Raw genomic sequence first — 24,341 nt, 5'->3', positions numbered from 1 at the left:
AGGTGATTAATTTTTCATGACGTAGCCGTAAGCGCGGTTCCAGCCGTCCTCATCCTGTTGGATATAAACGCCCTGCAGTTCCGGCGCGAATCCCGGCAATAAGTTGATGCCTTCTTCCAATGCCAGGAAATAACGCTGCGCGGCGCCGCCCCAAATTTCACCGGGCACGACGCACAGCACGCCAGGCGGGTAAGGCAGGGCGCCTTCGGCGGCGATGCGGCCCTCGGCCTTGGCCAGCGAGACCAATTCCACGTTGCCGCGTACAAACTCGGTATTGGCGTCCTGCGGATTCATCACCACGCGCGGGAAATAACTTTTGCGGAACATCTCTTTTTGCAGTTCTTTAACGTCGTAGCTGACGTAAAGGTCGTGCATTTCCTGGCACAGCTGGCGGATGGTGTAGTTTTTGTAGCGCTGCTGGTGGTTTTTATAGACCGCAGGCAGCACCTCGCTGAGCAGGGAGTTTTGCTCGATGTGCTTCTCGAAGCGGGCGATCAGGGCCACCAGGTGTTGCATCTTGGCGATGTCTTCCGCCGGCGTCAGCAGGAACAGGATCGAGTTGAGGTCGCATTTTTCCGGCACGATGCCGTTTTCGCGCAGGTAGTTGGCCAGAATGGTCGCCGGGATGCCGAACTCGCTGTAGCTGCCGGTCGCGGTATCGATGCCCGGCGTGGTGAGCAGCAGTTTGCACGGATCGACGAAGTACTGCGATTCGGCATAGCCCTCAAAAGCGTGCCATTTTTCGCCGGGCACGAAGTTGAAGAAGCGCAGATCGTTGGCCATCGCCGCGGTGTCATAGGCTTGCCACGGCTTGCCGTCGATCTGATCCGGCACGAACGGTTTGATCATCGTGCAGGTATCCAGCAGCATTTTGCGCGCTTCGATGCCCACGCGCACACATTCTTGCCACAGGCGCTGGCCGCTCTTGCCCTCGTGCATCTTGGCGTTGACGTCCAGCGCGGCGAACAGCGGATAGAACGGGCTGGTGGAGGCGTGCAGCATAAAGGCGTTGTTGAAGCGCTTGTGGTTGCAGTAGCGGCTCTGCCCCTTGATATGCTTGTCTTTTTTGTGGATCTGCGAGGTTTGCGAGAAGCCGGCCTGCTGCTTGTGCACCGACTGGGTGACGATGATGCCGGGATCGTTCTCGTTCAGCTCCAGCAGCAGCGGCGAGCAGTCTTTCATCATCGGAATGAACTGCTCATAGCCCACCCAGGCGGAGTCGAACAGGATGTAATCGCACAGGTGGCCAATCTTGTCGACCACCTGACGGGCGTTGTAGATAGTGCCGTCGTAGGTGCCGAGCTGGATGATCGCGAGGCGGAACGGGCGGGCTTCGTTGGCGCGTTCCGGCGCCACTTCGCGGATCTGCTGGCGCAGGTAGCGCTCGTCGAAGCAGTGCGCGTCGATGCCGCCGATAAAGCCGAACGGGTTGCGCGCGGTTTCCAGATAAACCGGCGTGGCGCCGGCCTGGATCAACGCGCCGTGGTGGTTGGATTTATGGTTGTTGCGGTCAAACAGCACCAGATCGCCGCGCGTCAGCAGGGCGTTGGTCGCCACCTTGTTCGAGGCCGAGGTGCCGTTGAGCACGAAGTAGGTCTTGTCGGCGTTGAACACCTTGGCGGCGTGCTGCTGCGCCGCGCAAGGCGCGCCTTCGTGGATCAACAGATCGCCCAGTTTGACGTCGGCGTTGCACATGTCGGAGCGGAAAAGCGTTTCGCCGTAGAAGTCGAAGAACTGGCGGCCCGCCGGATGTTTGCGGAAGAACTCGCCGCCCTGGTGGCCGGGGCAGGCGAAGGTGGCGTTGCCCATTTCCACGTACTGCGTCAGCGTATTGAAGAACGGCGGCAGCAGCTCGCTCTCATACTTGGCGGCGGCGGCCTCCAGCTGTTTGCCGTAGAACTGGGTATTCTTGCCGCACAGCTCAAACACACCGTGCAGCGCCGGCAATACGGCGTTATCCAGCTCTTCTTCGCAGCAGACGGCGACGAACAGCGGAATGTTCAGGCCGTGCTCTTCGATGCGCACCACCATGCCTTGCGCGATGTCTTCTACCGACAGCACGATGGCGGCGACGTCATTAAAATCGCTGTGGTGCACATCGACGATGTCGCGTTCAGTTTCAAAGCAGCCGAGGGTTTGGGTGTTGGCGGCAATTTTTAATTTTTTCATTTTTCTCATTCTTCAGGCAAAGGCGCGCCGTCGGCAAATAATTCCATTTGCCGCTAACGCCTTCACGAAAATAAAGGTGTACGAGAACCCAGTGATGCCCTAAGACATTAACTGTGTTCTTTGTTTTATTTTTCTTGGAGGCTCTTTTACGGTATTAAAAATGTATTGCGCGCCCTTCCCGGTTTGCGGGGGAAAGACATTATCACCGGAGTGCGGAGAATAAAGTGAAACGCAAAGACACTCTTAACAACGGCGTAAGAGCGAGGGGGTGAGGGTTATCTGTAGTTGAAGAATGCGAAACTAAAGCAGCTGCGATGAGCCATCATCATAATATGGGTTGTGCGCCTGATGTGCGCCATTTTTCGATTATTGTTTTCCATTTTCTAATCCACCTTGCTGAGTGAAAAGATGGCGCTATTTTAACGCAAGATGGGCAGAAAATCGTGATTTTCATCACATAAATGCCGGTGTTTATAAATAACTATTCATTGATTATGCAGTGAGTTGCATAAACTGCGGCCTGGCAGACAAATGAGCATGTAAATAAATTGCTAATCGGCGCCGGGCAGACGCGCTAAATTTGCGTGCCGTCAGGATGGGAATAAAAGAATGGCGCAATTAATCGGTTGCCTAACGATCAAATAAATCCGGTTTGTTTTTTTTATGTTATAAACCCGCCCGATGTTGAAGTGAGTAAAAATACAGATATTGTGATTTTATATTCGCATGGGATTTTTGGTGATTATCGTTATTTGTGACTCGCTTCAACAACGCAGGGTAAGATGAAGTGAGTGAACCGGGAGGCGAGTAACCTTGAATACCCCAGAACAACGGCAACAGATTGCGGATTTCATCGGCAAGCAACATGTCCTAACGCTGTGCGCCGGCGACGGTCTCGACATGTGGTGCGCCAACTGTTTTTACGTGTTCGACACCGCGACGATGGCGCTGTGGCTGATGACCGAACCGCACACCCGCCACGGCGGGCTGATGCTGAACAACGGCCGGGTGGTCGGCACCATCGCGCCGAAGCCGAAAAGCATCGCGCTGATCCGCGGCGTGCAGTACCGCGCCGAGGCGGTGCTGCTGAGCGGCGAAGAGGCTGAGGCGGCGCGCGCGCGTTACTGCAAGCGCTTCCCGATCGCCAGGGCGATGAAGGCCTCGGTATGGCGGCTGGATCTGCACGAGGTGAAGATGACCGACAACACCCTCGGCTTCGGCAAGAAGCTGCATTGGGCGCGGTCTATACTTTAAGTCGACGTATTGATTACAACGGGAGATCGCATGGCGCGAGCACTGTTAGTCGGCGCAACCGGGCTGGTGGGGCGCGAGTTGCTGCAGTTGTTACAAAGCGATCCGCAGATAACGGCCATTGTGGCGCCGACGCGCACGCCGCTGCCGCCGCACGACAAGCTGACCAACCCGGTCGGCGATGCGCTGTTCGAGCTGCTGAGCGGCCTGCAGCAGCCGGTCGATCTGGTGTTCTGCTGCCTGGGTACCACCCGCCAGGCGGCGGGCAGCGCCGATGCCTTCCGCTACGTCGATTACCAACTGGTGGTGGAGAGTGCGCTGACCGGCCGCCGGTTGGGGGCGCAGCACTGTCTGGTGGTGAGCGCGTTGGGCGCCAACGCGGATTCCACCTTCCTGTATAACCGCACCAAAGGCGAGATGGAGCAGGCGCTGCGCGAACAGCGCTGGCCGCGCCTGACGCTGGTGCGGCCTTCCATGCTGGTGGGGGATCGCCCTGCGCCGCGCCTGATGGAGCGCCTCTTGCTGCCGTTGTTCAGGCTGCTGCCCGGCAAATGGCGCGCCGTCGCCGCCAAAGACGTGGCGCAAACGCTGCTGCAGCAGGCGTTCACGCCGGGCGAAGGGGTCAGGGTGCTGGAGTCGGATCGGCTGCACTGCTACCGAGGCTGACGCTGAGGTGGTCGAACGCCAGCTCCAGCCCGGCGGGCAGTTCGTTGTCCAGCAGCCACAGATCGAGATGATGGCTGATGTGCGTCAGCAGCGTGCGTTTGGGCTGCAGCAACCGCTGCGTCTCCTGCGCGCGGGTCAGGTCGTTGTGGTTGCGCGGCGCCTGCGGCTGAGGCGGCAGGCTGCAATCGAGCACCAGCAGATCCAGCGCCACGTTCTGCAGATAGTCGGCGGTGGCCGGCGGCAGGCCGACGGTGTCGGTCAGGTAGGCCAGCGCAGCGCCCGCCGCCTGGATCAGGTAGCCGTGGGTCAGTTTGGAGTGTTGCAGCGGCAGCGGGGTGATGCGCATGCCGCCCAGTTCGACGGTGGCGAAGGGCGCCAGCGGCGGCTGAAACGCCAGAATGCCCGGGTGTTTGAACAGATCGTCGCAGCCCTGTTCATCCGGTGGGCCATACACCGGAATGGAATTTCCGCACCCCCAACGCAAAGGAAATAACCCCTGAACGTGATCCATGTGGTAATGTGTCAGTAAAAAACGTTGAATTTGCCCCGCCGAAAATCGCCGCTCCAAAGCCGGCAATCCCGCATCCAATAAGGTCGTTTCCCCCTGATAGTTAAGCATGGCGCTGCACGCGCGCCGCCGAAATGCCGGCTCGCGCCGCGCCCGTTGGCAGATCAGGCAGTCGCAGCCGAACACCGGCACCTGCTGCGCGCCGCCGGTGCCGAGAAAGGTCAGTTGCATCGCTCCCCTCCGTTAAAGGTACTTCTGGGCAAAGCGGTTGATGTCGCGAAAATCCGCCAGCCGCGCCTGCAGCGTGGCGTGATCCCAGTGCCACCACTGGCTGCGTTCGATGCGTTCTATCAGCGCGTCGTCAAAGCGCATGCCGATCTTTTTGGCCGCCACGCCGGCGACGATGCTGTAGGGCTCCACGTCTTTGGTGACCACCGCCGCGCTGCCGATCACCGCGCCGTTGCCGACGCTGACGCCCGGCATCAGGATGGCGTTATGGCCGATCCACACGTCGTGGCCGACGGTAACGTGGTGCTCGCGCCGCCAGTCGAAGAACGCCGCGTCGTCTTCCCCCAGCCCGTATTCGGAAGCGCGGTAGGTGAAGTGATGCTGCGCGATGCGCTGGTAGGTCGGGTGGTTGCCGGGATTGATGCGCGCATAGGAGGCGATGGAGACGAACTTGCCGAGGGTGGCGTAAAAAATCTGGTTGTGCCCGGCGGTGTAGGAGTAGTCCCCCATCTCCACCTCTTCCAGGATCGCATCGTCGGCCAGGTGCACATACTGGCCGAGCCGGGTGCGGTTAAGGGTCACGTTGTCGCCGATTTTCGGCTGGGCAAAGTCGTTCATGGCGTCGCATCCTGAGCTTGTCGGGTAGGGGTGGGCAGCAGCGCCAGCAGCGCCGCCAGGGTGTCGTCGAGTGGGCCGTCGTTGTGCAGCACCCGGCAGCCGGCGGGCAGACTCTGCTGATATTCCGCCGCCCGCGCCAGCCGCTGCTCGATCTGTTCGGCGCTTTCTCGCCCCCGATCCTGCAGGCGCCGGCGCAGGATCGCGGCGTTGACCTGCAGGCATACCGGCAGCAGCTGCGCACCATAGCGCTGCTGCGCCTGCGGCAGGTGGGCGCGCGAACCGTTGACCGCCACGTCGATCCCCTGCAGCAACCAAAGATCCACTTCGATCCCGAACGCGTAGTGTTGCTGGTGGGCCTGCCAGTCGAGCGCGAATAGCCCCTTGGCGCGGCGGCGCAGAAATTCCGGTTCGCTCAGCGCGATGTGATTCTCGCAGCCGGCGTCCGCCGGCCGGGTGATGTAACGGTGCGCCACCAGCGGCGCGCGGTCGGCGTCGGCCCGCAGTGCGGCAAGCAGGCTGTCCTTGCCTGCGCCGGAAGGCCCCACCAGGTAGATGAGCCGCGCCATCAGAACACCTGCCTGCCCTGGCGCCACACGTTCTGCACGTAAACGTGCTCGCCGTGCGGCCGCGCCAGCACCAGATCCGCCCGCAGCCCTTCGGCGAGGGTGCCGCGATCCTGCAGATCCAGCGCCCGCGCCGGGTTGCGGGTGATCATGCGCACCGCCTGGGGCAGATCGTAGGCGTTGCGTTCGTCCGCCGCGAGGCGAAACGCCGCATCCAGCAGGCTGGCCGGGTAATAATCGGAAGAGAGAATATCCAGCACGCCCAGCGCCGCCAGGTGGTGCGCCGCCACGTTGCCGGAGTGGGAACCGCCGCGCACGATGTTCGGCGCGCCCATCAGCACCTGCAGGCCCTGCTGGTGCGAAGCGCGGGCGGCCGCCTCGGTGGTGGGGAACTCGGCGATGGCGCTGCCCAGCGCGCAGGATTCGGCCACGTGCGCGGCGGTGGCATCGTCATGGCTGGCCAGCGAGATGCGGCGTGCGCGGCAGTGGGCGGCGATCGCCTCGCGGTTCGGCGCGGCCCAGCGGGCGGACAGGGCGACCTGCTGCGCCTCGTACTCGCTCATCTGCTGATCGTTGAGGTGGTATTTGCCCTGATAATATTCGCGGTACTTTTCGCGCGAGGCGAACTGGCGCTGGCCCGGCGAATGGTCCATCAGCGACACCAGCGACACGCCCGGCTTGTCCATCAGCTGTTCGAACAGCGGCAGCGTGCTCTCGTGCGGCAGCTCGCAGCGCAGGTGCAGCCGGTGCTCGGCGCGGTTCACCCCGGCGCGCTGGCTGTGGATCACCGCATCGATCATCTTCTGCAGGTTTTCCAGCCGGTGGCCGCCGTCGCGCACGTCGCCTATCGCCACCGCGTCCAGCACCGTGGTGATGCCGTTGGCCACCATCAGCGCATCGTGGCTGCTCATCGCCGAATGGGCCGGCCAGTCGACGTTCGGGCGCGGGGTGAAAAACTTGTCCAGGTTGTCGGTGTGCAGCTCGATCAGCCCCGGCAGCAGCCAGCCGCCGTCGCCGTCCAGCGCCTGCGGCAGCCGGCTCGGGCCGTCGGCGAAGCTGCGGATCACGCCGTCCTGCATCTCCAGCGAGCCTTGCACCACCTGGTCATCCAGCACCAGCTTAACGTTATTGACGATCATCAGAGGGCCTCCAGCGCCTGTGGCGCCTGCATGTCATAAAGCCGGTCGGCGACCTGTCGGCGGACGCCTTCATCATGGAAAATGCCGACGATCGCCGCGCCGCGCGCCTTGGCGCGTTCGATAAGCTGTACCACCGCCGCGCTGTTGCGGCTGTCGAGCGAGGCGGTCGGTTCGTCCAGCAACAGAATGGGGTAATCGACGATAAAGCCGCGCGCGATGTTCACCCGTTGCTGTTCGCCGCCGGAGAAGGTGGACGGCGCCAGCGGCCACAGGCGATGCGGCACGTTGAGCGCGGCGAGCAGCGCTTCGGCGCGGTCGCGGCATTCGGCGCGCTCGACGCCCTGTTCCAGCAGCGGCTGCATCACCACCTCCAGCGCGCTGATGCGCGGGATCACCCGCAGGAATTGGCTGACCCAGCCCAGCGTATGGCGGCGCACCGCCAGAATCTGGCGCGCGTCGGCGCTGACCATGTCCAGCCAGTCGCCCTGGTGGTTGATCCAGATATGGCCGCTGTCCGGCAGGTAGTTGGCGTACAGCGAGCGCAGCAGGGTGGACTTGCCGCTGCCGGAGTGGCCGTGCAGCACCACGCATTCGCCGCCGTGGACCGTCAGGTTGGCGTCGTGCAGCACCGGCAGGCGGGTGCCGTACTGCTGATGCAGCACAAAGGTTTTACTGAGATGTTCAACTCGGATTTGCATAGTCATCTGTTATCGCCTTGGGTTACGACAGCACCGAAGAAACCAGCAGCTGGGTGTAAGGATGGTGTGGATCGTCCAGCACCCGATCGGTCAGGCCGCTCTCCACCACTTCGCCCTGTTTCATCACCAGCAGACGGTGGGCCAGCAGCCGCGCCACGCCGAGATCGTGGGTGACGATCACCGCCGCCAGCTGCATCTCCACCACCAGGTTGCGCAGCAGATCGAGCAGGCGCGCCTGCACCGACACGTCCAGCCCGCCGGTCGGCTCATCCATAAACACCAGCTTGGGGTGGGTCACCAGATTGCGGGCGATCTGCAGCCGCTGCTGCATGCCGCCGGAGAAGGTGGTCGGCAGATCGTCGAGGCGCGACAGCGGGATTTCGACGTCTTCCAGCCACTGGCCGGCCTGGCGGCGAATGTCGCCATAGTGGCGCTGGCCGATGGCCATCAGCCGCTCGCCGATGTTGCCGCCGGCGGAGACCTGCGGCCGCAGCCCGTCGAGCGGGTGCTGGTGCACCACGCCCCAGTCGGTGCGCAGCAGGCGGCGGCGATCGCTCTCTGCCATGGCGTACAGATCCTGTTCCTGGCCCGCCTGTGGGCGGTAAAGGATCTGCCCGTGCTGCGGCGCCAGCCGCGCCGAGATCGACTTCAGCAGCGTGGTTTTGCCGGAGCCGGATTCGCCGACGATGCCCAGCACTTCACCGGGGTAGATGTCGAATGACACGTCGCTGAAGCCCTTGCCGGGGGCGTACAGGTGGGTGAGCCGGTTCACCGACAGCAGCGGGGTGGTGCTCAAAGGGGTGGAAGTCATCAGTGCTGCGCCTCTTGCGAAGATTGCGCCAGCTGCTGCCGGCAGTAGTCGGTGTCCGAACAGACGAACATGCGGTTGCCCCGATCGTCGAGCACCACCTCGTCCAGATAGCTGTGGCGCGAGCCGCACAGCGCGCAGGGTTCGTCCCACTGCTGCACGCTGAACGGATGGTCGTCGAAGTCCAGGCTCTCCACCTTGGTGAACGGCGGCAGGGCGTAGATGCGTTTCTCGCGCCCGGCGCCGAACAGCTGTAGCGCCGGCATCATGTGCATTTTCGGGTTGTCGAATTTCGGGATCGGCGACGGATCCATCACGTAGCGATCGTTGACCTTCACCGGGTAGGCGTAGGTGGTGGCGATATGGCCGTAGCGCGCGATGTCCTCATACAGCTTCACCTGCATCACGCCGTACTCCTCCAGGGCGTGCATCTTGCGGGTCTCGGTTTCGCGCGGTTCGATAAAGCGCAGCGGCTCCGGGATCGGCACCTGATAGATCAGGATCTGGTCTTCGCGCAGCGCGGTTTCCGGAATGCGGTGACGGGTTTGAATCAGCGTGGCCTCCGGCGTGCGTTCGGTGGTTTCCACCCCGGCGACGCGCTGGAAGAAGCGGCGGATCGACACCGCATTGGTGGTGTCGTCGGCCCCCTGGTCTATCACCTTCAGCACGTCGGCGCGGCCGATAACGCTGGCGGTGAGCTGAATGCCGCCGGTGCCCCAGCCGTAGGGCATCGGCATCTCGCGGCCGCCGAACGGCACCTGATAGCCGGGGATCGCCACCGCCTTCAGGATAGCGCGGCGGATCATGCGCTTGGTCTGCTCGTCCAGATAACCGAGGTTATAGCCGGTCAATACTTCACTCATCGCGGGCCTCCTGACGCTCGCTGTATTCCTGTCGCAGCCGCTTGAGCAGCTCCAGTTCGGCCTGGAAGTCGACGTAGTGCGGCAGCTTGAGATGGGAGACGAAGCCGGCGGCCTCGACGTTGTCGGCGTGGGCCAGCACGAACTCTTCGTCCTGCGCCGGGCCGGCGACGCCTTCGCCGTAGTCCGGGCTTTGCAATGCGCGGTCCACCAGCGCCATCGCCATCGCCTTGCGTTCGGCGCGGCCGAACACCAGCCCGTAACCGCGGGTGAAGTGCGGCGGATGGTCCTTGGGATCGACGAAGCCGTTGACCATTTCGCACTCGGTCAGCAGGATTTCGCCGATATCGATGGCGAAACCGAGCTCTTCAGGCACGATCTCCACCGAAACGTGGCCGGTGCGGATCTCGCCGGCGAACGGGTGGTTGCGGCCGTAGCCGCGCTGGGTGGCGTAGCCGAGCGCCAGCAGAAAACCTTCGTCGCCGCGCACCAGCTGCTGCAGGCGCGCCGAGCGCGAGCAGGGGTAGACCGGCGGGTTGCGGGTGATGTCGTCCGGCGCGCTGCCGTCGTCCTGTTCCTCCCGCGCCAGCTGCTGGCGACACAACAGATCGAACACGTGGCTGCAGTTGTCCGGCAGCGGTTCGTCGGCCTGCGGCGCGCGCGGCGCCTCGCCTTCCGCCAGCAGCGCGAAGTCCAGCAGCCGGTGGGTGTAGTCGTAGGTTGGCCCCAGCACCTGCCCGCCGGGCAAGTCCTTGTAAACCGCCGAGATGCGCCGCTCCAGCCGCATGTTTTCGCTGGCCAGCGGCTCGCTGACCGCCAGGCGCGGCAGGGTGGTGCGATAGGCGCGCAGCAGGAAGATCGCCTCCACCAGATCGCCGCTGGCCTGTTTGATGGCCAGCGCCGCCAGCTCGCGATCGTAGATGCCGCCTTCGGTCATCACCCGATCCACCGCCAGCCCCAGCTGCTGTTCGATGTGTTCCGCGCCGATCGCCGGCAGCGCCTCGTCGCCGCGCCGCAGCTGTTCCTGCAGCTGATGGGCGGCCTCAATGGCTTTTTCGCCCCCTTTTACCGCTACGTACATCAGCACACCTCCACGCGGGTGGTCCGCGGGATCGCCAGCAGGCGATCGCCGCAGGTCAGCAAGATATCCAGCCCCAGCGGGAAGCGCTGCGGGCGGTTGACCAGGTAATCCAGCAGTGCCGGCGGCAGGCGCGGCGCTATCAGGCGTTGGCTCTCGATGCCGGGGCCGGTCAGGCGCAGCGCGGCGCCGTTCTCCAGCTCAGCAAGCTGCACCACCACCGTGGCGCCGCATTCCGGCGAGATTTCCGTGCCGTGCGGCAACGCCTGCAGATCGGCGGCCTGCAGCTGCTCATCGAACAGGGCAAAACAGACCTCCTGCGCCGTGGCGGCCAGCGGCGCGCCGCTGTGAAAACGAATGTTTGTTAGCACTTGCTCACTTTTAAGCGCAGCGCACAGCAGCAGCGGCGTTTCCTGATCGGCCAGCGTCAGCAGCGCGGCGGTGCTGGCGGCGTTCAGCGGCGCCCAGGCCGTGCCGGCCGGCAGCGTCACCCGGTGGCCCGGTTCGCTCAAGGCTTTAAGAATCAAACGAAAAGCGTGCTGCGATTGGTCTATCGGTTGTTCAAAACCGGTCAATAAACTCATGGCTTAATCCCCTCGCACCAGCGTAAAGAAGTCCACCCGGCTGGCGGCGATCGCCCGGGCGCGCAGCTGGCGCTGTTCGTGCTGCAGCGCGGCCAGCGGCGCGATCAGCTGTTGTTGCAGGCGTTCGCCGTGTTCCGGCTGTTGCAGCAGCGCATCGGCCAGCGCGCACAGCTCGGCGTGCGCCTTGTCGCGCCCGGCGATATAGCTGTAGCCGTAGCCGCCGTTGTCCAGCTGCACCACCGCGCGGGTGACCGTCATGTCCCCCAATACGAAGCGGCGGCCGGTGGCGCCCATGCGCCCCTGCAGCTGGGCCAGACCGATCTCCGGCGCGCGGATGCTGCGGTAACCCGGGCTGAGGTTCAGCGCCTGCCAGTGGCTGCGCAGCTGCTCGGGCCGGCTGTGCGCCAGCACCGACATCCAGCGTTGTCTCGACTCTAAGGCTTGCATTCAGTGCTCCATCGTCAGTTCAATCATGTCGGCGCGGGCCAGGCTGACGGAGTATTCCGCCACGTCTTCGCCGCCGCTGCGGACGTTAAGGGTGCGCACGCACAGCAGCGGCGCGTGGGTGGCGATCTCCAGCAGCCGGCTCTCTTTAGCCTGCGCACGGCGCGCGCTGATGCGCGTCTGGCGGCGGGTCAGCGGCTGCTGCAGGTGCTGTTCGATAAACTGGTGCAGCGAACCGCTGTGGAACTGCTGCAGCGCCGGCCACCAGTCCAGATCGGGCAGATAGTGGTCGATGACGCTCATCGGCACGCCGTTGACCCGGCGCAGAGTGCGCAGGTGGATTACCATTTCGCCTTCTTCACGCGAGAGTGCGCTGGCGACATGCCCATTGCACGGGCGCAAGACAGCGAGTAAGCGCTCACTGGTGGGATGGCTACCCTGCTCGAACAGGTTCTGGCTGAAGCGGGTATTGGCGTGCAGCGGGTAGTCGTAAGGCCGCATCAGCACCAGAATGCCGACGCCGTGGCGGCGCTGCAGCCAGCCGCGCTCCACCAGCTGATCCACCGCGCGGCGCAGGGTGTGGCGATTGACCTGATAACGCTCGGCCAGCTGCTGTTCCGAAGGCAGGTAGTCGCCGCAGCGGTATTGCGTGCGCAGCTCCTGTTCCAGCTGCGCGGCGATCTGCTGATAGCGCGTGGGGTAAGTGGTCGGATGTCTAGATAACTCCATCATAATAAAAACCTCGTCATACCGATGGCTGTGCGATGAAGGCGAAAGCGGTGCGTTTCATCGGGCGTCTACCCTGTGGTTTTCAAGTTGGCATCATGGTGCCGGGCGCAGATGACAATCGCGTTACGCGTCGGTGGCGAACAGATGAACTATTTAGGACAGCCCGGGCGTGCACGGGCGGCGACGGCGCGCTATGCTGGCGCCTCTGTTGACTGACTCTGGCCGCGACCATGCCGCAACCTCTAAACGCCCCTGAACACGCCCCACGCGCCTGGCCGCTGTGGAAACCGATCCTGTTTCTGCTGGTGGTGGCCGTTGGCCTCTACTACGTCAAATGGCAGCCTTACTACGGCAAGGCGTTCGTGGCGGCGGACAGCCACTCGATCGGCAAATCGATCCTGGCCGACGGCGCCGCGAGCCCCTGGCTGGCGGCCTGGCAGTACGCGCTGGTCTACTTCACCGCGGTATGGAAGGCGGCGCTGCTCGGGGTGCTGTTAGGTTCGCTGGTGCAGGTGCTGATCCCGCGCGACTGGCTGGCGCGCACGCTCGGCCACCGGCGTTTTTCCGGCACCGTGCTGGGGGCGCTGATCGCGCTGCCGGGCATGATGTGTACCTGCTGCGCCGCGCCGGTTGCCGCCGGCATGCGCCGCCAGTCGGTGTCCAGCGGTGCCGCGCTGGCCTTTTGGCTCGCCAACCCGGTATTGAACCCGGCGACGCTGGTGTTCATGGGGTTTGTGCTCGGTTGGCCGTTCGCCGCCATCCGCCTGGTGGCGGGCGTGGTGATGGTGCTGGGCATCGCCTGGCTGGTGCAGCGCGTGACCGCCAACGATCCGCAACCCGCCGCGCCGCAGCCTTTGGTGCTGACGGCGCAGAGCGATGAGCGGCCGTTCCTCGCCCGCTGGGGCAAAGCGCTGTGGGCGCTGTTTTGGTCGACCATCCCGATCTACGTGTTGGCGGTGCTGGCGCTGGGGGCGGCGCGGGTCTGGCTGTTCCCGCATGCCGACGGCGCCGTCGACAATAGCCTGCTGTGGATCGTTGCTCTGGCGATCGTCGGCTGCCTGTTTGTTATCCCCACCGCGGCGGAAATTCCGATCGTACAGACCATGATGCTGGCGGGCATGGGCGCCGGCCCGGCGCTGGCGCTGCTGATGACCTTGCCGGCGGTCAGCCTGCCTTCGCTGCTGATGCTCAACAAGGCCTTCTCCGCCCGCGCGCTGTGCCTGACGGCGGCGCTGGTGGCGCTGTGCGGCATGCTGACCGGCGTGGTGGGGATGGGGTTGGTGTAATTTACCGTTGCTGTCTCAAGAAGGAGACGGCAATGGCCACGTTTAACAACCGGTAAAGCGGACCAATGGCGTCAGTGAGTTAACGCTTCTCCTGTCGGATATCATGACATCACATTGAATGCACTATTGTGAACTTAAATTCACTATAGTAAATTTGCGTGGACTAATTTTGTATGTAAATACACCCAGTAATGACCACGGTAAGGTAGAAGAATGTTAAAAATCAGAATGTCACGTCCATCTGAAGCGCCAGAAATTATACGAATCTGGAAAAATTCTGTAGATGCTACGCACGACTTTCTCACTGCGCACGATCGACAAGAGATCGAAAAAGAGGTTGTCGGTTTTTTTTCTGAAACCCCCGTGTGGGTTGCCGCCGATCGGGAAGACCATCCGCTGGGATTTATGTTTTTACATGATGGTCATCTGGAGGCGCTTTTTGTCGATGCTGCAGCTCGCGGACATGGCGTCGGCAAGCAGTTGATATCACATGCACTGGCGCTTCATCCTGATTTAAGCGTCGATGTGAATGAACAAAACCAACAGGCCGTCGGGTTTTATCAACATATGGGCTTTGAAGTTTCAGGGCGTTCCGAGTTGGATAATCAAGGCAGGGCCTATCCCCTATTGCACCTAAGCCGCTCGGCGGGAATGTAGCCGTCGTGGCAGTGGCGCATTATTGATTTTTTTGGCTAAAAGCAACGACATATGCACAACCCTGCTCACTGTCGGGATTGCTCATTTGGTACTCGCTGGCAAAGGTCAGGGCAAAGCAGTCACCGGCGCGTAAATGATGGGTTTGATTATTGACCCGAAAATCAAGGCTGCCACTCAACACCCACAGCGTTTGGCCGGAAAGATGCTCACTGGCGGAAGCGGGTATCGTAAGTTGACCCAGAGCAGGAATTTCAACTTTGATAAGTTCGGGGCATGCGCCCGCTGGGGACAGAGACCAGCGGGTAATGCCCGACTTTTCATCTGTCCAATGCTGCTGCTGATGAGCAAAGAGCACCAGTGAGTTCTGGTGTTGCTCAAGTTCTGCGAAAAGTTTTGATAGCGTAATATTCATGGCATTGGCTAAACGGCCGAGGATCGTGGCGCTGGGACTGGAAGCCCCCCGTTCAACCTTGCTGATCATGGCCTGACTGACGCCCGACCGTTGGGCAAGCTCTGCTACCGTCCAGTTGCGTGCCTTTCTATGTTTAAGCAATAAACGCGCAATATCGCTGTCTACTATCTGATTTTTAGATGTTTTATCCATTCTCACCCTCACTTTCGCCAGCCTGATTATGCCATTACCGCAATGAGGCTGAAATCACTGATTTTACAAGTTTAAAAAATCAGTCGCCCTCTCAGTCAATCATAACCTCTGTAGAACCTACGGCATCATTAGAGCAAGGTTTGCAACCCTAACATCCGCTCTTGGCACAGAGCCACCTGTCAGATGACTCTATGCTGCCGATGCGTCAGGTCGAGTTTGGATGAATACCCATTGATATGTGTGTTGCTGGCTCAGCGCAACCTATGCACCACCTGGTTGCTGCTGCCGCGCCAGATCAGCGCCGGGTCTTTCAAATCCTGCACGAACTTGCCGTCGATCAGCACGTTGATTCTGTCCACTATCTGCATTTGCTGTGCGTCCAGCTCCGCCAGCCGGTAGCCGGTCCACAGCCAGATATCCTTGCCGGGGCACTCGGCGTGCACCCGTTTCACCAGCGTTAAGATGCTCGGCACGTTGGCCGGATGCAGCGGATCGCCACCGGAGAGCGACAACCCCTGGCGCGGCACGCGCGTATCGTTCAGATCGGTGATGATGCGGTCTTCCAACGCCGGGGTAAACGGCTGGCCGGAGTTGAGCCGCCAGGTGCTCTTGTTGTAGCAGCCGGGGCACTGGTGCACGCAGCCGGCGACAAACAGCGTGCAGCGGGTGCCGGGGCCGTTGACCACGTCGATCGGGTAGTACTGGTGATAATTCATGTGAGGCCTGCCCATCAGGCTATTTTACTGGCCATTTTGCCTCCGGGCAGTGCTGCCACTCCTCACGTACTGCGTGTACGCTGCGGTTGGTGCGCGCTGGCCGAAGGCAAACTGGCTGCGACAATCACGCCTGATGAACAGGCTTCTGCATAGGTTGCACGGCGTTTCTCAGCCGAGCTGCCCATTACCGAGGTGTTTCACCCGGCGTTTCACCTCTTCCTGCTTGCCGGCGTTGAACGGCCGGGCATCGGGGCTGCCGAGATAGCCGCACACCCGGCGGGTGACCGAGACCTTGGCCGAGTCGTGGTTGCCGCATTTCGGGCAGGTGAAGCCTTTGCTGGTGCAGGAGAATTCACCGGTGAAGCCGCACTCGTAGCACTCGTCGATCGGCGTGTTGGTGCCGTAGTAAGGCACCCGGGTGTAGCTGTAGTCCCACACGTCTTCCAGCGCCTTCAGGTTGTGCTGCAGGTTCGGGTATTCGCCGTAGCAGATGAAGCCGCCGCTGGCCAACGGCGGGTAGGGCGCTTCGAAGTCCAGCTTGTCGTACGGATTGACCTTCTTCTCCACGTCGAGGTGGAAGCTGTTGGTGTAATAGCCCTTGTCGGTGACGCCCGGCACCACGCCGAAATCGGCGGTGTCCAGCCGGCAGAAGCGATCGCACAGGTTTTCGCTCGGCGTGCTGTAGAGGCTGAAGCCGTAGCCGGTCTCGTCTTTCCAGGCGTCGACGGCGGCGCGCAGCCGCGCGACGATCGCCACTGCTTTGGCGCGTAGCGCTTCGTCGTCATACACGTGGTTTTTGCCGCCGAACAGCGCGTTGATGGTCTCGTGCAGGCCGATGTAGCCCAGCGAAATCGAGGCGCGGCCATTCTTGAAGATATCCGCGATGTTGTCGTCGGCCTTGAGCCGTACGCCGCAGGCGCCTTCCATGTACAAGATTGGCGCCACCCGCGCCTTGATGCCTTCCAGCCGGGCGATGCGCGTCATCAGGGCCTTTTTCGCCAGCTGCAGGCGCTGATCCAGCAGCGCCCAGAAGCGCGACTCATCACCCATCGCCTCCAGCGCGATGCGCGGCAGGTTGAGGCTGATGACGCCGATGTTGTTGCGGCCGTCGTGCACCAGCTCGCCGTCCTGCTCGTAGGTGCCGAGGAAGCTGCGGCAGCCCATCGGCGTTTTGAACGAGCCGGTGACCTTCACCACCTGATCGTAGTTGAGAATGTCCGGGTACATGCGCTTGCTGGCGCACTCCAGCGCCAGCTGCTTGATGTCGTAGTTCGGATCGCCGTACTGGTGGTTGAGGCCGTCGCGGATGGCGAACACCAGCTTGGGGAACACGGCGGTCTTACGGTTTTTGCCCAGCCCGGCGATGCGGTTTTTCAGGATCGAGCGCTGGATCAGGCGCGATTCCCAGCTGGTGCCGAGGCCGAAGCCGAAGGTGACGAACGGCGTCTGGCCGTTAGCGGTGTGCAGGGTGTTGACCTCGTACTCCAGCGACTGGAAGGCGTCGTAACACTCTTTCTCGGTGCGCGCCATGGCATAGCCTTTGGCGTCCGGGATCTGCCACTCTTCCGCCACCTGCAGGTGTTTGCGGAAGCTCTCGTCGACGAACGGCGCCAGAATTTCATCGATGCGGTTGATGGTGGTGCCGCCATAAATATGGCTGGCAACTTGGGCGATGATCTGTGCGGTCACGGCGGTGGCGGTGGAGATCGATTTCGGCGGCTCAATCTCGGCGTTGCCCATCTTGAAGCCGTTGGTCAGCATGCCTTTCAGATCGATCAGCATGCAGTTGAACATCGGGAAGAACGGCGAGTAGTCGAGATCGTGGTAGTGAATTTCGCCGCGTTCATGGGCCAGCACCACGTCGCGCGGCAGGATGTGCTGCTTGGCGTAGTGTTTGGCGACGATGCCCGCCAGCAGGTCGCGCTGGGTGGGGATCACCTTGCTGTCCTTGTTGGCGTTTTCGTTCAGCAGCGCGCGGTTGCTCTGCTCGACAAGGCCGCGAATTTCCTGATTCAGGCGGCCGCGCAGCTCGCGCGCCACGTCGCGATCGTGGCGGTATTCGATATAGGCGCGCGCCAGCTGTTTGTATTCGCCGGCCATCAGCTGGTTTTCCACCGCCTGCTGGATCTCGTGGATATCGACGCGCGGCTGCTGCTCCATGCGCTGAGCGACCACGCGGGCGACGGTGGCGCAGTAGTCGGCATCGACCACGCCCACCGCCAGCGCGGCGCGCTCGATGGCCTGCGCAATGCGCGCTTCGTCAAAAGGTACCTGGCAACCGTCCCGCTTAATCACTACTGGTTTCACATTGTACTCCTTGTTCCCCGAGGGAGCGTTCATACCCGCCTGGCGTGGCGAGCAACCGTCAAATTTCGCTTATCCACAGGGCAAAGCCGCAGCGCGCAAGGGCTGTGGCGGCGTGTGGATGATTTTGTGGATAACTACTATATATAGGTGTTCGCAATTCTTAATGCACTATATATAGATATCGGCGCGATTCTTTTGATGTAGAACAAGGAAAACGAAAGAGCGTGCGCAAGCTGAACAGTCGTCAATCGCCCGCCGGCCGATCGCGAAAATGTTCCAGCAGAAAATCGACCCAGACGCGCACCCGCGGCGGCAGATCCGCCGAAGCGTAATAGAGCCACAGCTGCACCGGGCGCGGCCAGCATTCCGCCAGCACCGGCCGCAGCGTGCCCTGCTCGAAGTGTTTCTCGACGTACCAGCGCGCCAGGTTGACGATGCCCAGCCCGGCCAGCGCCGCATCCAGCAGCATTTCCGGGCGGCTGGCTACCAGCCGGCCGTTCAGATCCAGCGCCAGCGTTTCGCCCTGATGGCGCAGCTGCCATTTGACGTGGCGGCCGTTGGCCGGGTTGCGGTGCAGCAGGCAGTCGTGCCGCAGCAGATCGTGCGGCGTTTGCGGTTCACCGCGCCGCGCCAGATAGTCGGGCGACGCCGCCAGCACCATGTGCATCGGGTAGAGCGGGCGGGCCACCAGCCGGCTGTCGGGATCGACCCGGCTGCCGATGCCGACGTCGAAACCTTCGCCCACCAGATTCACCACCCGGGCGTCCAGCGACAGATCGAGATCGATCTGCGGATAGCGCGCCAAAAATTGCGGGATCAACGGCATCAGCATCTGGCGGCCGAAGCCGGGGATCATCGTGACGCGCACCACCCCGGCAGGCGCCTGCCGTTCGCCGCCGGCGCTTTCCAGCGTCGCCGCCAATGCCTGCCACAGCGGCGCTACCTGCGCCAGCAGCGCTTTGCCCTCGTCGGTCAGCAGCACGTTGTGGGTGTTGCGCTGAAACAGCCGCAGCGCCAGCTTCTCTTCCAGCGCGCGGATGTTTTTGCTGACCGCCGCCGGCGTCACGCCCAGCTGGCGAGCGGCGGCGGAGAAATTTTGCGCCTGCGCGGCGGCGAGGAAGGCCGGCAACAGGCGGTGTACGTCAAAGGGCAGCGACATAGTGGTTGATACTTTCAGTTGAAATTGAAATGACCTCTAACAGCCTACACCCGCAGCGGCGGAAATGGAAAAATGCCTCATCTTCTTATGACCGAGGAATCGTTATGTCACGCATTTTAGTGTTAACCGCCCACCGCACCCCCGACGAGTCACGCATCAACCAGGCGCTGATCGAGGCCGTACGCACGCTGCCTAACGTGACCGTACATGAGCTGATCCGCGCGTACCCGGATTACCGCATCGACGTGGCGCGCGAACAGGAGTTGCTGCAGAGCCACGATGCGGTAGTGATGCTGTTCCCGTTTTACTGGTACAGCTCGCCGGCGATCCTCAGCGAATGGCAGGATGCGGTATTAACCTACGGTTTTGCCTACGGCAGCGAAGGCACCCAACTGCACGGCAAGCCGCTGCAGCTGGTGGTGAGCACCGGCGGTAACGCGCAGGCTTATACGGCGCAAGGGTATAACCGTTATCCGGTGCAGGATCTGCTGCTGCCGTTCCACGCCATGGCCAACCTGACCGGCATGGATTATCTGCCGCCGCATCTGGTGCAGGGCGTGAGCGACATGAGCGATGAGCAGTTGGCGCAAGAGGCCGCCGGCGTGGCGGCGCTGCTGGGGAAATGGTAGGGCGCAGCGTTCGCCGCGCCCTGCGGGGTCAGTCTTCGAGCAGCCACCACACCGCTTCGAACGGCCGCAGCGTTAGCGCCTGCGGCTGGTCCGCCGAATCGGCGTAGTTGCTCATCAGCGGGCGCCATTGCGCGGAAGCTTCCACGCCTTCCGCCGCCCAGGCCAGCGGTTCGCGGCTCAGGTTGGCCGCCACCAGCAGGCGCTGGCCGTTCCAGCTGCGCTGATAGCACCACAGCGCCGGGTGTTCCGGCGCCAGATCCTGATAGTCGCCGTGGGTCAGCAGCGGATACTGCTTGCGCAGGGTGATCAGCTGGCGATAGGCGTAAAACACCGAGTCGAGATCGGCCAGCGCCGCGTCGGCGTTGATCTGCGGGTAGTTCTCGGCGCAGCCGATCCACGGCGTGCCGGTGGTGAAACCGGCGTGCGGTGCGGCGCTCCACTGCATCGGCGTGCGGCCGTTGTCGCGCGATTTGTCGGCCAGGATCGCCAGCAGCTCGGCGTCGCCGCGGCCCTGGGCGCGCAGTTCGGCGTACATGTTCAGGCTTTCCACGTCGCGATACTGCTCGATGGCGCGGAAGCCGGGGTTGGTCATGCCGAGTTCTTCGCCCTGATAGATATAAGGCGTGCCCTGCATGCCGTGCAGCACCATCGCCAGCATTTTGGCGGCCGGCACCCGCAGTGCGCCTTCATCGCCGAAGCGCGACACGATGCGTGGCTGATCGTGGTTACACCAGAACAGCGCGTTCCAGGCGCGGTTATGCATCCCTTGTTGCCAGTGGCGGAAGATCTGCTTCAGTTCCACGTAATCCGGCGCCGCCCGCGTCCATTTTTCACCGCCGGCGTAGTCCACCTTCAGGTGATGGAAGTTGAAGGTCATCGACAGCTCTTCGCCGCTCTGCGCCGCGTAGCGCTGGCAATGCTCAAGCGTGGTGGAGGACATCTCGCCCACCGTCATCAGGCCGCGCGGCTGAAACACGTCGCGGCTCATCTCCTGCAGGAACTCGTGGATGCGCGGGCCGTCGGTGTAGAAGCGGCGGCCGTCGCCCTGGCTGTCGGATGGGAAGTCCTGCTGTTTGGACACCAGGTTGATCACGTCGAGACGCAGCCCGTCGACGCCTTTGTCCGCCCAGAACTGACACACTTTCTTCAGCTCTTCGCGCACCGGCGGGTGCTCCCAGTTGAGATCCGCCTGCTCGGCGGCGAACAGGTGCAGGTAGTACTGGCCGCTGTCGGCGTGCCACAGCCAGGCGTTGCCGCCGAACTTGGAGCGCCAGTTGTTCGGCGGCGTTTCACCCTCGCCGTCGCGCCAGACGTAGAACTGACGATACGGGCTGTGGCGATCCTGCGCGGCCTTGAACCACGGGTGCTCGGTCGAGGTGTGGTTGAACACCATGTCCATCACGATGCGGATGCCGCGCTGGTGGGCGGCGGCGACCAACTGCTCGAAGTCCGCCATCGTGCCGTAAGCCGGATCGATGGCGCAGTAGTCCGCCACGTCATAGCCGTTGTCCACCTGCGGCGATACGTAGACCGGCGTCAGCCAGATGGCGTCGACGCCCAGCTCCTGCAGATAGTCCAGCCGCCGGGTCACGCCGGCCAAATCGCCGTAGCCGTTGCCGGTGCTGTCCTGAAAACTCTTCGGATAAATTTGGTAGATGACGCCGTTCTGCCACCAGGGGGTTGGGTTGCTCATAACTGGATACCTTTGAATCGTGACAACAGGCCCGTACCCTTCATCTTTCAAACTGCAGCGTTGTTGGCTGCTGGTGCTGCACCCCAGTCACTTACTTGAGTAAGCTCCTGGGGATTACGAGCCTCGTCCGGAGGCTCGCCCTTTGGGCCAGCGCAGGCGCTGTTCAAATCGGTTCCCGACCGATTTGTTGCACCCTTGCCGCCTAGCTACAGCTCGAAAGCTATAGGGTATTTCCGGCCCCTACATTCATGTTGCGTATTTTGCGTCAATCAAACCGGCAGCTCGCCGCGGGCGGCCTTGCGTTTGTAGACCATGATGGTCAGCACCAGCGGGATGACGATCGCCACCAGAATCGCCAGCGAGTAAATCAGCCAGAACTGCGGCTTGATAGACAGGATGCCCGGCAGGCCACCGACGCCGATGCCGTTGGCCATCACGCCGTCCAGCCCGCAGATAAGGCCGGCGATCGCGGAGCCGATCATCGCGCACAGCATTGGGAAGCGGTATTTGAGGTTGATGCCGTACATCGCCGGTTCGGTCACGCCGAGGTAGGCGGAGATCGCCGCCGGCACCGAGATTTCACGCTCGTTGGCCTTGCGGCTGATGATGATGATGCCGAGCACCGCCGAGGCCTGCGCGATGTTGGACAGCGCAATCAGCGGCCACACCGGGGTGCCGCCCATGCTCTGGATCATCTGCATGTCGATAGCCAGCGTGGTCTGGTGCACGCCGGTGATCACCAGCGGCGCATACAGGAAGCCGAACAGCGCGGCGCCCACTGGCGCGAAACTGCCGGTCATCACCGATTTCACCGCCCAGGCGACGCCGTCGCCGATCATGCGGCCGAACGGCCCGATCAGCGCGTGCGCCAGGAACACCGCCAGCAGCAGCGAGACCACCGGCACCACCACCAGATAGAGATAGTCGGGAACGATCTTTTTCAGCCGGGTTTCGATCCAGCCCAGCGCCATGCCCGCCAGGATCGACGGGATCACCTGCGCCTGATAGCCCACTTTCTGGATCACGAACCAGCCGAAGTTCCACACTTCCGGCGTTTGTTGGCCGAGCAGGTAGGAGTTCATCAGCTGCGGCGACACCAGGGTGACGCCCAGCACGATGCCGAGCACCGGGGTGCCGCCCATCTTTTTCACCGTCGACCAACAGATGGCCACCGGCAGGAACATGAAGATCGCTTCACCGAGCAGCCACAGGAAGTCGTAAACGGTTTTCCACGCCGGGTGCATCTGCGCCAGCGTTTGGCCGCCGGACATCGGGATGTCGCCGATCACGTTGCGGAAGCCGAGGATCAGACCGCCGCTGATCAGCGCCGGCAGCAGCGGGAAGAAGATCTCGGCGAAGTGGGAGATGGTGCGCTCGGTCCAGGTCATGTTCTGGCGTGCGGCCACCTTGGCCTGTTCCTTGTCGGCCTCGTTGACGCCGGTGCTGGCGATCAGCGCCTGATAGTAGTCGCCGACGTCGGTGCCGATCACCACCTGGAACTGCCCGGCGTTGGTGAAGCAACCCTTGACCATCGGCAGCTCTTCGATCTCTTTCGGTTTCGCCTTGTTGGGATCGTTGAGGACGAAACGCAGCCGGGTAATGCAATGGCTGACGGTGGCGATGTTCTCGCGGCCGCCGACCAAAACAATCAGGCGATCAATATCCTGCTGTTTTACTTTGCTCATTATGGGATACCTGCAGAGGTGTTGACTGAGTAATGATCAAAGCTTAGCCACTCGGCATTTTGAATGAAATGGGAACGTTCCCGGTTTGGGGCGAGGATCACAAAATGACGAAAAATGGTCAACTTCCGATCAGGAAAGTTTGCTGGGCACCACCAGGCGGCGGATCCCCTGTTCGCCGCTGAGCTGCGCCAGCAGCTGCTGCGCGGCCAGCAGGCCGGCGCTGCCGTAGCCGAACTCCACCGACAGGGTGTCGGGGAACAGGAAGCTGAGCAGCGGGGTGTTGCCGATGGCGCATACCTGGATGGCGCGCGTCGGCTGTTGTTGCAGGTATTTGATCGCCCCCAGGGCGATGCTGTCGGAGGCGCAAATCAGCGCGCTGGTGTGCGCGTCAATCACTTCGGCGGCGTGCTGGAAACCGCTCTGGTAGCTCAGTTCGCCCAGCGTGGCGCGCGGCGTGAGCGTGAGGCGTTCACAGGCGTCGAGATAGGCCTGATAGCGGCGCTGGCCGGTGGTGGCGTCGCTGAGCTGCACCCCCAGATAGCCGATATGCCGATGCCCTTGCTGATACAGGCGATCCATCAACAGGTTCACCGCGCCGGCGTCGTCGTAGCAGACGGACGAGAAGCCGTCGTATTCGCGCACCATCACCACCATTTTTTCCTGCCACGGCTTGAGCATCGCCGCGGTCAGGCCGGTGAAGCCGAACAGGATCACGCCGTCGACGTTGCGCTGATGCAGTACGTGCAGGTGCTCCTGCACCAGGCGGGTTTCGAACTGGCTCTCCATCACGATCGGATCGAAGCCTTGCTGATACAGCAGCGGCAGCATGGTGCGCACCGCCTGGTTTTCCGACGGCGAGTCGAGACGGGAAACGATGATGCCCACCACTTTGTCGCTTTGGCCGCGCATGGCGCGCGCCGACTTGGAGGGCGTAAACCCTTGCTGACGGATCACCGCTTCCACCCGTTCACGGGTTTGCGGGCTCACGCTGCCTTCATTATTCAGCACGCGTGAGACGGTGGATTTGCCTACGCCGCTCAGGCGCGCGATGTCCTTGATGGTCAGCCGGTTTTGCATGGTTTACTTTTCGTTGAGGTGGACAGGCGTAACATAAAGGCCTGTAAAACAATGCCCGTCAGCATAGCTCATTTTCCGACGCGGATCTTGATGCAAAACGGGATTGTGACATTGCGATGAACGGCCGCTCCTGCCGCTCTGTTTTTCCCTTTACCGGAGGTTATTCCCCATATGGACCCCGACCC

At 62.3% G+C, this 24,341-nt stretch carries 25 protein-coding genes; 5 read left to right on the top strand and 20 right to left on the bottom strand.

The window, feature by feature from the left end:
• Nucleotides 1-6 precede the first annotated feature (6 nt).
• Nucleotides 7-2,169, bottom strand: a complete 2,163-nt coding sequence (gene speF / locus HWW83_RS12920; protein WP_069100495.1) for an ornithine decarboxylase SpeF — start codon at nt 2,167-2,169, stop codon at nt 7-9.
• Between the two features lie 275 nt (nt 2,170-2,444).
• Nucleotides 2,445-2,549 (bottom strand): leader peptide SpeFL, encoded by a 105-nt coding sequence (gene speFL / locus HWW83_RS12915; protein WP_004933443.1) that lies wholly within the window; start codon nt 2,547-2,549, stop codon nt 2,445-2,447.
• 433 nt (nt 2,550-2,982) lie between these two features.
• On the opposite strand from speFL, the gene HWW83_RS12910 reads away from it, so the two are divergent.
• Together HWW83_RS12910 and HWW83_RS12905 are read left to right on the top strand one after the other, a co-directional pair.
• Entirely contained in the window at nt 2,983-3,423 is a 441-nt protein-coding gene (locus HWW83_RS12910; protein ID WP_069100496.1) for a YhbP family protein, read from the top strand.
• Between the two features lie 30 nt (nt 3,424-3,453).
• Entirely contained in the window at nt 3,454-4,086 is a 633-nt protein-coding gene (locus tag HWW83_RS12905) for an NAD(P)H-binding protein (protein WP_176589354.1), read from the top strand.
• Here the strand turns inward: HWW83_RS12905 and phnP are convergent.
• From phnP to phnF, 11 genes are read right to left on the bottom strand one after another with little or no spacing between them, the layout of a single operon-like run.
• Nucleotides 4,043-4,825, bottom strand: a complete 783-nt coding sequence (phnP, locus tag HWW83_RS12900; RefSeq protein ID WP_033641671.1) for a phosphonate metabolism protein PhnP — start codon at nt 4,823-4,825, stop codon at nt 4,043-4,045. The two genes, HWW83_RS12905 and phnP, sit on opposite strands and share 44 nt — an antisense overlap.
• Nucleotides 4,826-4,837: 12 nt before the next feature.
• Entirely contained in the window at nt 4,838-5,440 is a 603-nt protein-coding gene (locus HWW83_RS12895; RefSeq protein ID WP_064290800.1) for a DapH/DapD/GlmU-related protein, read from the bottom strand.
• Nucleotides 5,437-6,006, bottom strand: coding sequence for a ribose 1,5-bisphosphokinase (phnN, locus tag HWW83_RS12890; RefSeq protein WP_176589353.1), 570 nt, complete (start codon nt 6,004-6,006; stop codon nt 5,437-5,439). The genes HWW83_RS12895 and phnN overlap by 4 nt, the downstream gene beginning before the upstream one ends.
• Nucleotides 6,006-7,142, bottom strand: coding sequence for an alpha-D-ribose 1-methylphosphonate 5-triphosphate diphosphatase (gene phnM, locus HWW83_RS12885; RefSeq protein WP_048796086.1), 1,137 nt, complete (start codon nt 7,140-7,142; stop codon nt 6,006-6,008). The genes phnN and phnM overlap by 1 nt, the downstream gene beginning before the upstream one ends.
• Nucleotides 7,142-7,846 carry a phosphonate C-P lyase system protein PhnL gene (gene phnL / locus HWW83_RS12880; protein ID WP_033641673.1) on the bottom strand — a complete coding sequence of 235 codons (705 nt, stop codon included), beginning with the start codon at nt 7,844-7,846 and terminating at the stop codon, nt 7,142-7,144. The genes phnM and phnL overlap by 1 nt, the downstream gene beginning before the upstream one ends.
• Before the next feature lie 16 nt (nt 7,847-7,862).
• Nucleotides 7,863-8,651, bottom strand: a complete 789-nt coding sequence (gene phnK, locus HWW83_RS12875; RefSeq protein WP_060434012.1) for a phosphonate C-P lyase system protein PhnK — start codon at nt 8,649-8,651, stop codon at nt 7,863-7,865.
• Nucleotides 8,651-9,511, bottom strand: coding sequence for an alpha-D-ribose 1-methylphosphonate 5-phosphate C-P-lyase PhnJ (locus tag HWW83_RS12870; RefSeq protein WP_004933420.1), 861 nt, complete (start codon nt 9,509-9,511; stop codon nt 8,651-8,653). The genes phnK and HWW83_RS12870 overlap by 1 nt, the downstream gene beginning before the upstream one ends.
• Nucleotides 9,504-10,589: a carbon-phosphorus lyase complex subunit gene (locus HWW83_RS12865; RefSeq protein ID WP_033641675.1), complete on the bottom strand. Its 1,086-nt coding sequence runs from the start codon at nt 10,587-10,589 to the stop codon at nt 9,504-9,506. Before HWW83_RS12865 ends, HWW83_RS12870 begins: the two co-directional genes overlap by 8 nt.
• Nucleotides 10,589-11,170, bottom strand: coding sequence for a phosphonate C-P lyase system protein PhnH (phnH, locus tag HWW83_RS12860; RefSeq protein WP_069100499.1), 582 nt, complete (start codon nt 11,168-11,170; stop codon nt 10,589-10,591). Before phnH ends, HWW83_RS12865 begins: the two co-directional genes overlap by 1 nt.
• Nucleotides 11,171-11,173: 3 nt before the next feature.
• A complete protein-coding gene (gene phnG / locus HWW83_RS12855; protein ID WP_019453314.1) occupies nt 11,174-11,617 on the bottom strand; it encodes a phosphonate C-P lyase system protein PhnG in 444 nt (147 codons plus the stop codon).
• Nucleotides 11,618-12,346: a phosphonate metabolism transcriptional regulator PhnF gene (phnF, locus tag HWW83_RS12850; RefSeq protein ID WP_015376439.1), complete on the bottom strand. Its 729-nt coding sequence runs from the start codon at nt 12,344-12,346 to the stop codon at nt 11,618-11,620.
• Nucleotides 12,347-12,573: 227 nt separating this feature from the next.
• Between phnF and HWW83_RS12845 the strand changes: the two genes are divergently transcribed.
• Together HWW83_RS12845 and HWW83_RS12840 are read left to right on the top strand one after the other, a co-directional pair.
• Entirely contained in the window at nt 12,574-13,629 is a 1,056-nt protein-coding gene (locus tag HWW83_RS12845; RefSeq protein WP_089197616.1) for a permease, read from the top strand.
• Nucleotides 13,630-13,842: 213 nt separating this feature from the next.
• Nucleotides 13,843-14,286 (top strand): acetyltransferase, encoded by a 444-nt coding sequence (locus HWW83_RS12840; protein ID WP_074446861.1) that lies wholly within the window; start codon nt 13,843-13,845, stop codon nt 14,284-14,286.
• A gap of 19 nt (nt 14,287-14,305) precedes the next feature.
• On the opposite strand, the gene HWW83_RS12835 is transcribed toward HWW83_RS12840, so the two are convergent.
• The 4 genes from HWW83_RS12835 to HWW83_RS12820 all read right to left on the bottom strand — a co-directional run bounded on the left by HWW83_RS12835 (nt 14,306) and on the right by HWW83_RS12820 (nt 19,072).
• Entirely contained in the window at nt 14,306-14,890 is a 585-nt protein-coding gene (locus HWW83_RS12835; RefSeq protein WP_025305101.1) for a helix-turn-helix domain-containing protein, read from the bottom strand.
• A 251-nt stretch (nt 14,891-15,141) separates the two neighbouring features.
• A complete protein-coding gene (nrdG, locus tag HWW83_RS12830) occupies nt 15,142-15,606 on the bottom strand; it encodes an anaerobic ribonucleoside-triphosphate reductase-activating protein (protein WP_142001831.1) in 465 nt (154 codons plus the stop codon).
• A 168-nt stretch (nt 15,607-15,774) separates the two neighbouring features.
• Nucleotides 15,775-17,913, bottom strand: coding sequence for an anaerobic ribonucleoside-triphosphate reductase (nrdD, locus tag HWW83_RS12825; RefSeq protein WP_049294746.1), 2,139 nt, complete (start codon nt 17,911-17,913; stop codon nt 15,775-15,777).
• Nucleotides 17,914-18,157: 244 nt separating this feature from the next.
• Nucleotides 18,158-19,072, bottom strand: a complete 915-nt coding sequence (locus tag HWW83_RS12820; protein ID WP_046688121.1) for a LysR family transcriptional regulator — start codon at nt 19,070-19,072, stop codon at nt 18,158-18,160.
• A gap of 104 nt (nt 19,073-19,176) precedes the next feature.
• Between HWW83_RS12820 and HWW83_RS12815 the strand changes: the two genes are divergently transcribed.
• Nucleotides 19,177-19,701: an NAD(P)H-dependent oxidoreductase gene (locus HWW83_RS12815; RefSeq protein WP_176589352.1), complete on the top strand. Its 525-nt coding sequence runs from the start codon at nt 19,177-19,179 to the stop codon at nt 19,699-19,701.
• A 28-nt stretch (nt 19,702-19,729) separates the two neighbouring features.
• On the opposite strand, the gene treC is transcribed toward HWW83_RS12815, so the two are convergent.
• The 3 genes from treC to treR form a co-directional block, all read right to left on the bottom strand.
• A complete protein-coding gene (gene treC / locus HWW83_RS12810; protein WP_089197619.1) occupies nt 19,730-21,394 on the bottom strand; it encodes an alpha,alpha-phosphotrehalase in 1,665 nt (554 codons plus the stop codon).
• A gap of 269 nt (nt 21,395-21,663) precedes the next feature.
• Nucleotides 21,664-23,079, bottom strand: a complete 1,416-nt coding sequence (gene treB, locus HWW83_RS12805; RefSeq protein ID WP_033651452.1) for a PTS trehalose transporter subunit IIBC — start codon at nt 23,077-23,079, stop codon at nt 21,664-21,666.
• A 129-nt stretch (nt 23,080-23,208) separates the two neighbouring features.
• Nucleotides 23,209-24,156, bottom strand: a complete 948-nt coding sequence (treR, locus tag HWW83_RS12800) for a trehalose operon repressor TreR (RefSeq protein ID WP_042783558.1) — start codon at nt 24,154-24,156, stop codon at nt 23,209-23,211.
• Nucleotides 24,157-24,341 lie beyond the last annotated feature (185 nt).

The sequence above is a fragment of the Serratia ureilytica genome (assembly GCF_013375155.1).
Classification (GTDB): Bacteria; Pseudomonadota; Gammaproteobacteria; order Enterobacterales; family Enterobacteriaceae; genus Serratia; species Serratia ureilytica.
Note: the sequence above shows the minus strand (reverse complement) of the source record. Positions and strands in the feature narration are given on the sequence as shown.

Bases quoted from the DNA above. Each gene is read 5' to 3' on its own strand.
- nrdG (WP_142001831.1), bottom strand. From the start codon at position 15,606: ATGAATTATCACCAGTACTACCCGATCGACGTGGTCAACGGCCCCGGC.
- phnK (WP_060434012.1), bottom strand. From the start codon at position 8,651: ATGACTTCCACCCCTTTGAGCACCACCCCGCTGCTGTCGGTGAACCGG.
- treC (WP_089197619.1), bottom strand. From the start codon at position 21,394: ATGAGCAACCCAACCCCCTGGTGGCAGAACGGCGTCATCTACCAAATT.
- HWW83_RS12905 (WP_176589354.1), top strand. From the start codon at position 3,454: ATGGCGCGAGCACTGTTAGTCGGCGCAACCGGGCTGGTGGGGCGCGAG.
- speF (WP_069100495.1), bottom strand. From the start codon at position 2,169: ATGAAAAAATTAAAAATTGCCGCCAACACCCAAACCCTCGGCTGCTTT.
- phnF (WP_015376439.1), bottom strand. From the start codon at position 12,346: ATGATGGAGTTATCTAGACATCCGACCACTTACCCCACGCGCTATCAG.
- phnM (WP_048796086.1), bottom strand. From the start codon at position 7,142: ATGATCGTCAATAACGTTAAGCTGGTGCTGGATGACCAGGTGGTGCAA.
- phnP (WP_033641671.1), bottom strand. From the start codon at position 4,825: ATGCAACTGACCTTTCTCGGCACCGGCGGCGCGCAGCAGGTGCCGGTG.
- HWW83_RS12895 (WP_064290800.1), bottom strand. From the start codon at position 5,440: ATGAACGACTTTGCCCAGCCGAAAATCGGCGACAACGTGACCCTTAAC.
- phnN (WP_176589353.1), bottom strand. From the start codon at position 6,006: ATGGCGCGGCTCATCTACCTGGTGGGGCCTTCCGGCGCAGGCAAGGAC.
- HWW83_RS12820 (WP_046688121.1), bottom strand. From the start codon at position 19,072: ATGTCGCTGCCCTTTGACGTACACCGCCTGTTGCCGGCCTTCCTCGCC.
- HWW83_RS12815 (WP_176589352.1), top strand. From the start codon at position 19,177: ATGTCACGCATTTTAGTGTTAACCGCCCACCGCACCCCCGACGAGTCA.
- speFL (WP_004933443.1), bottom strand. From the start codon at position 2,549: ATGGAAAACAATAATCGAAAAATGGCGCACATCAGGCGCACAACCCAT.
- phnH (WP_069100499.1), bottom strand. From the start codon at position 11,170: ATGAGTTTATTGACCGGTTTTGAACAACCGATAGACCAATCGCAGCAC.
- HWW83_RS12835 (WP_025305101.1), bottom strand. From the start codon at position 14,890: ATGGATAAAACATCTAAAAATCAGATAGTAGACAGCGATATTGCGCGT.
- treB (WP_033651452.1), bottom strand. From the start codon at position 23,079: ATGAGCAAAGTAAAACAGCAGGATATTGATCGCCTGATTGTTTTGGTC.
- HWW83_RS12865 (WP_033641675.1), bottom strand. From the start codon at position 10,589: ATGTACGTAGCGGTAAAAGGGGGCGAAAAAGCCATTGAGGCCGCCCAT.
- HWW83_RS12870 (WP_004933420.1), bottom strand. From the start codon at position 9,511: ATGAGTGAAGTATTGACCGGCTATAACCTCGGTTATCTGGACGAGCAG.
- treR (WP_042783558.1), bottom strand. From the start codon at position 24,156: ATGCAAAACCGGCTGACCATCAAGGACATCGCGCGCCTGAGCGGCGTA.
- phnL (WP_033641673.1), bottom strand. From the start codon at position 7,846: ATGACTATGCAAATCCGAGTTGAACATCTCAGTAAAACCTTTGTGCTG.
- HWW83_RS12845 (WP_089197616.1), top strand. From the start codon at position 12,574: ATGCCGCAACCTCTAAACGCCCCTGAACACGCCCCACGCGCCTGGCCG.
- HWW83_RS12840 (WP_074446861.1), top strand. From the start codon at position 13,843: ATGTTAAAAATCAGAATGTCACGTCCATCTGAAGCGCCAGAAATTATA.
- phnG (WP_019453314.1), bottom strand. From the start codon at position 11,617: ATGCAAGCCTTAGAGTCGAGACAACGCTGGATGTCGGTGCTGGCGCAC.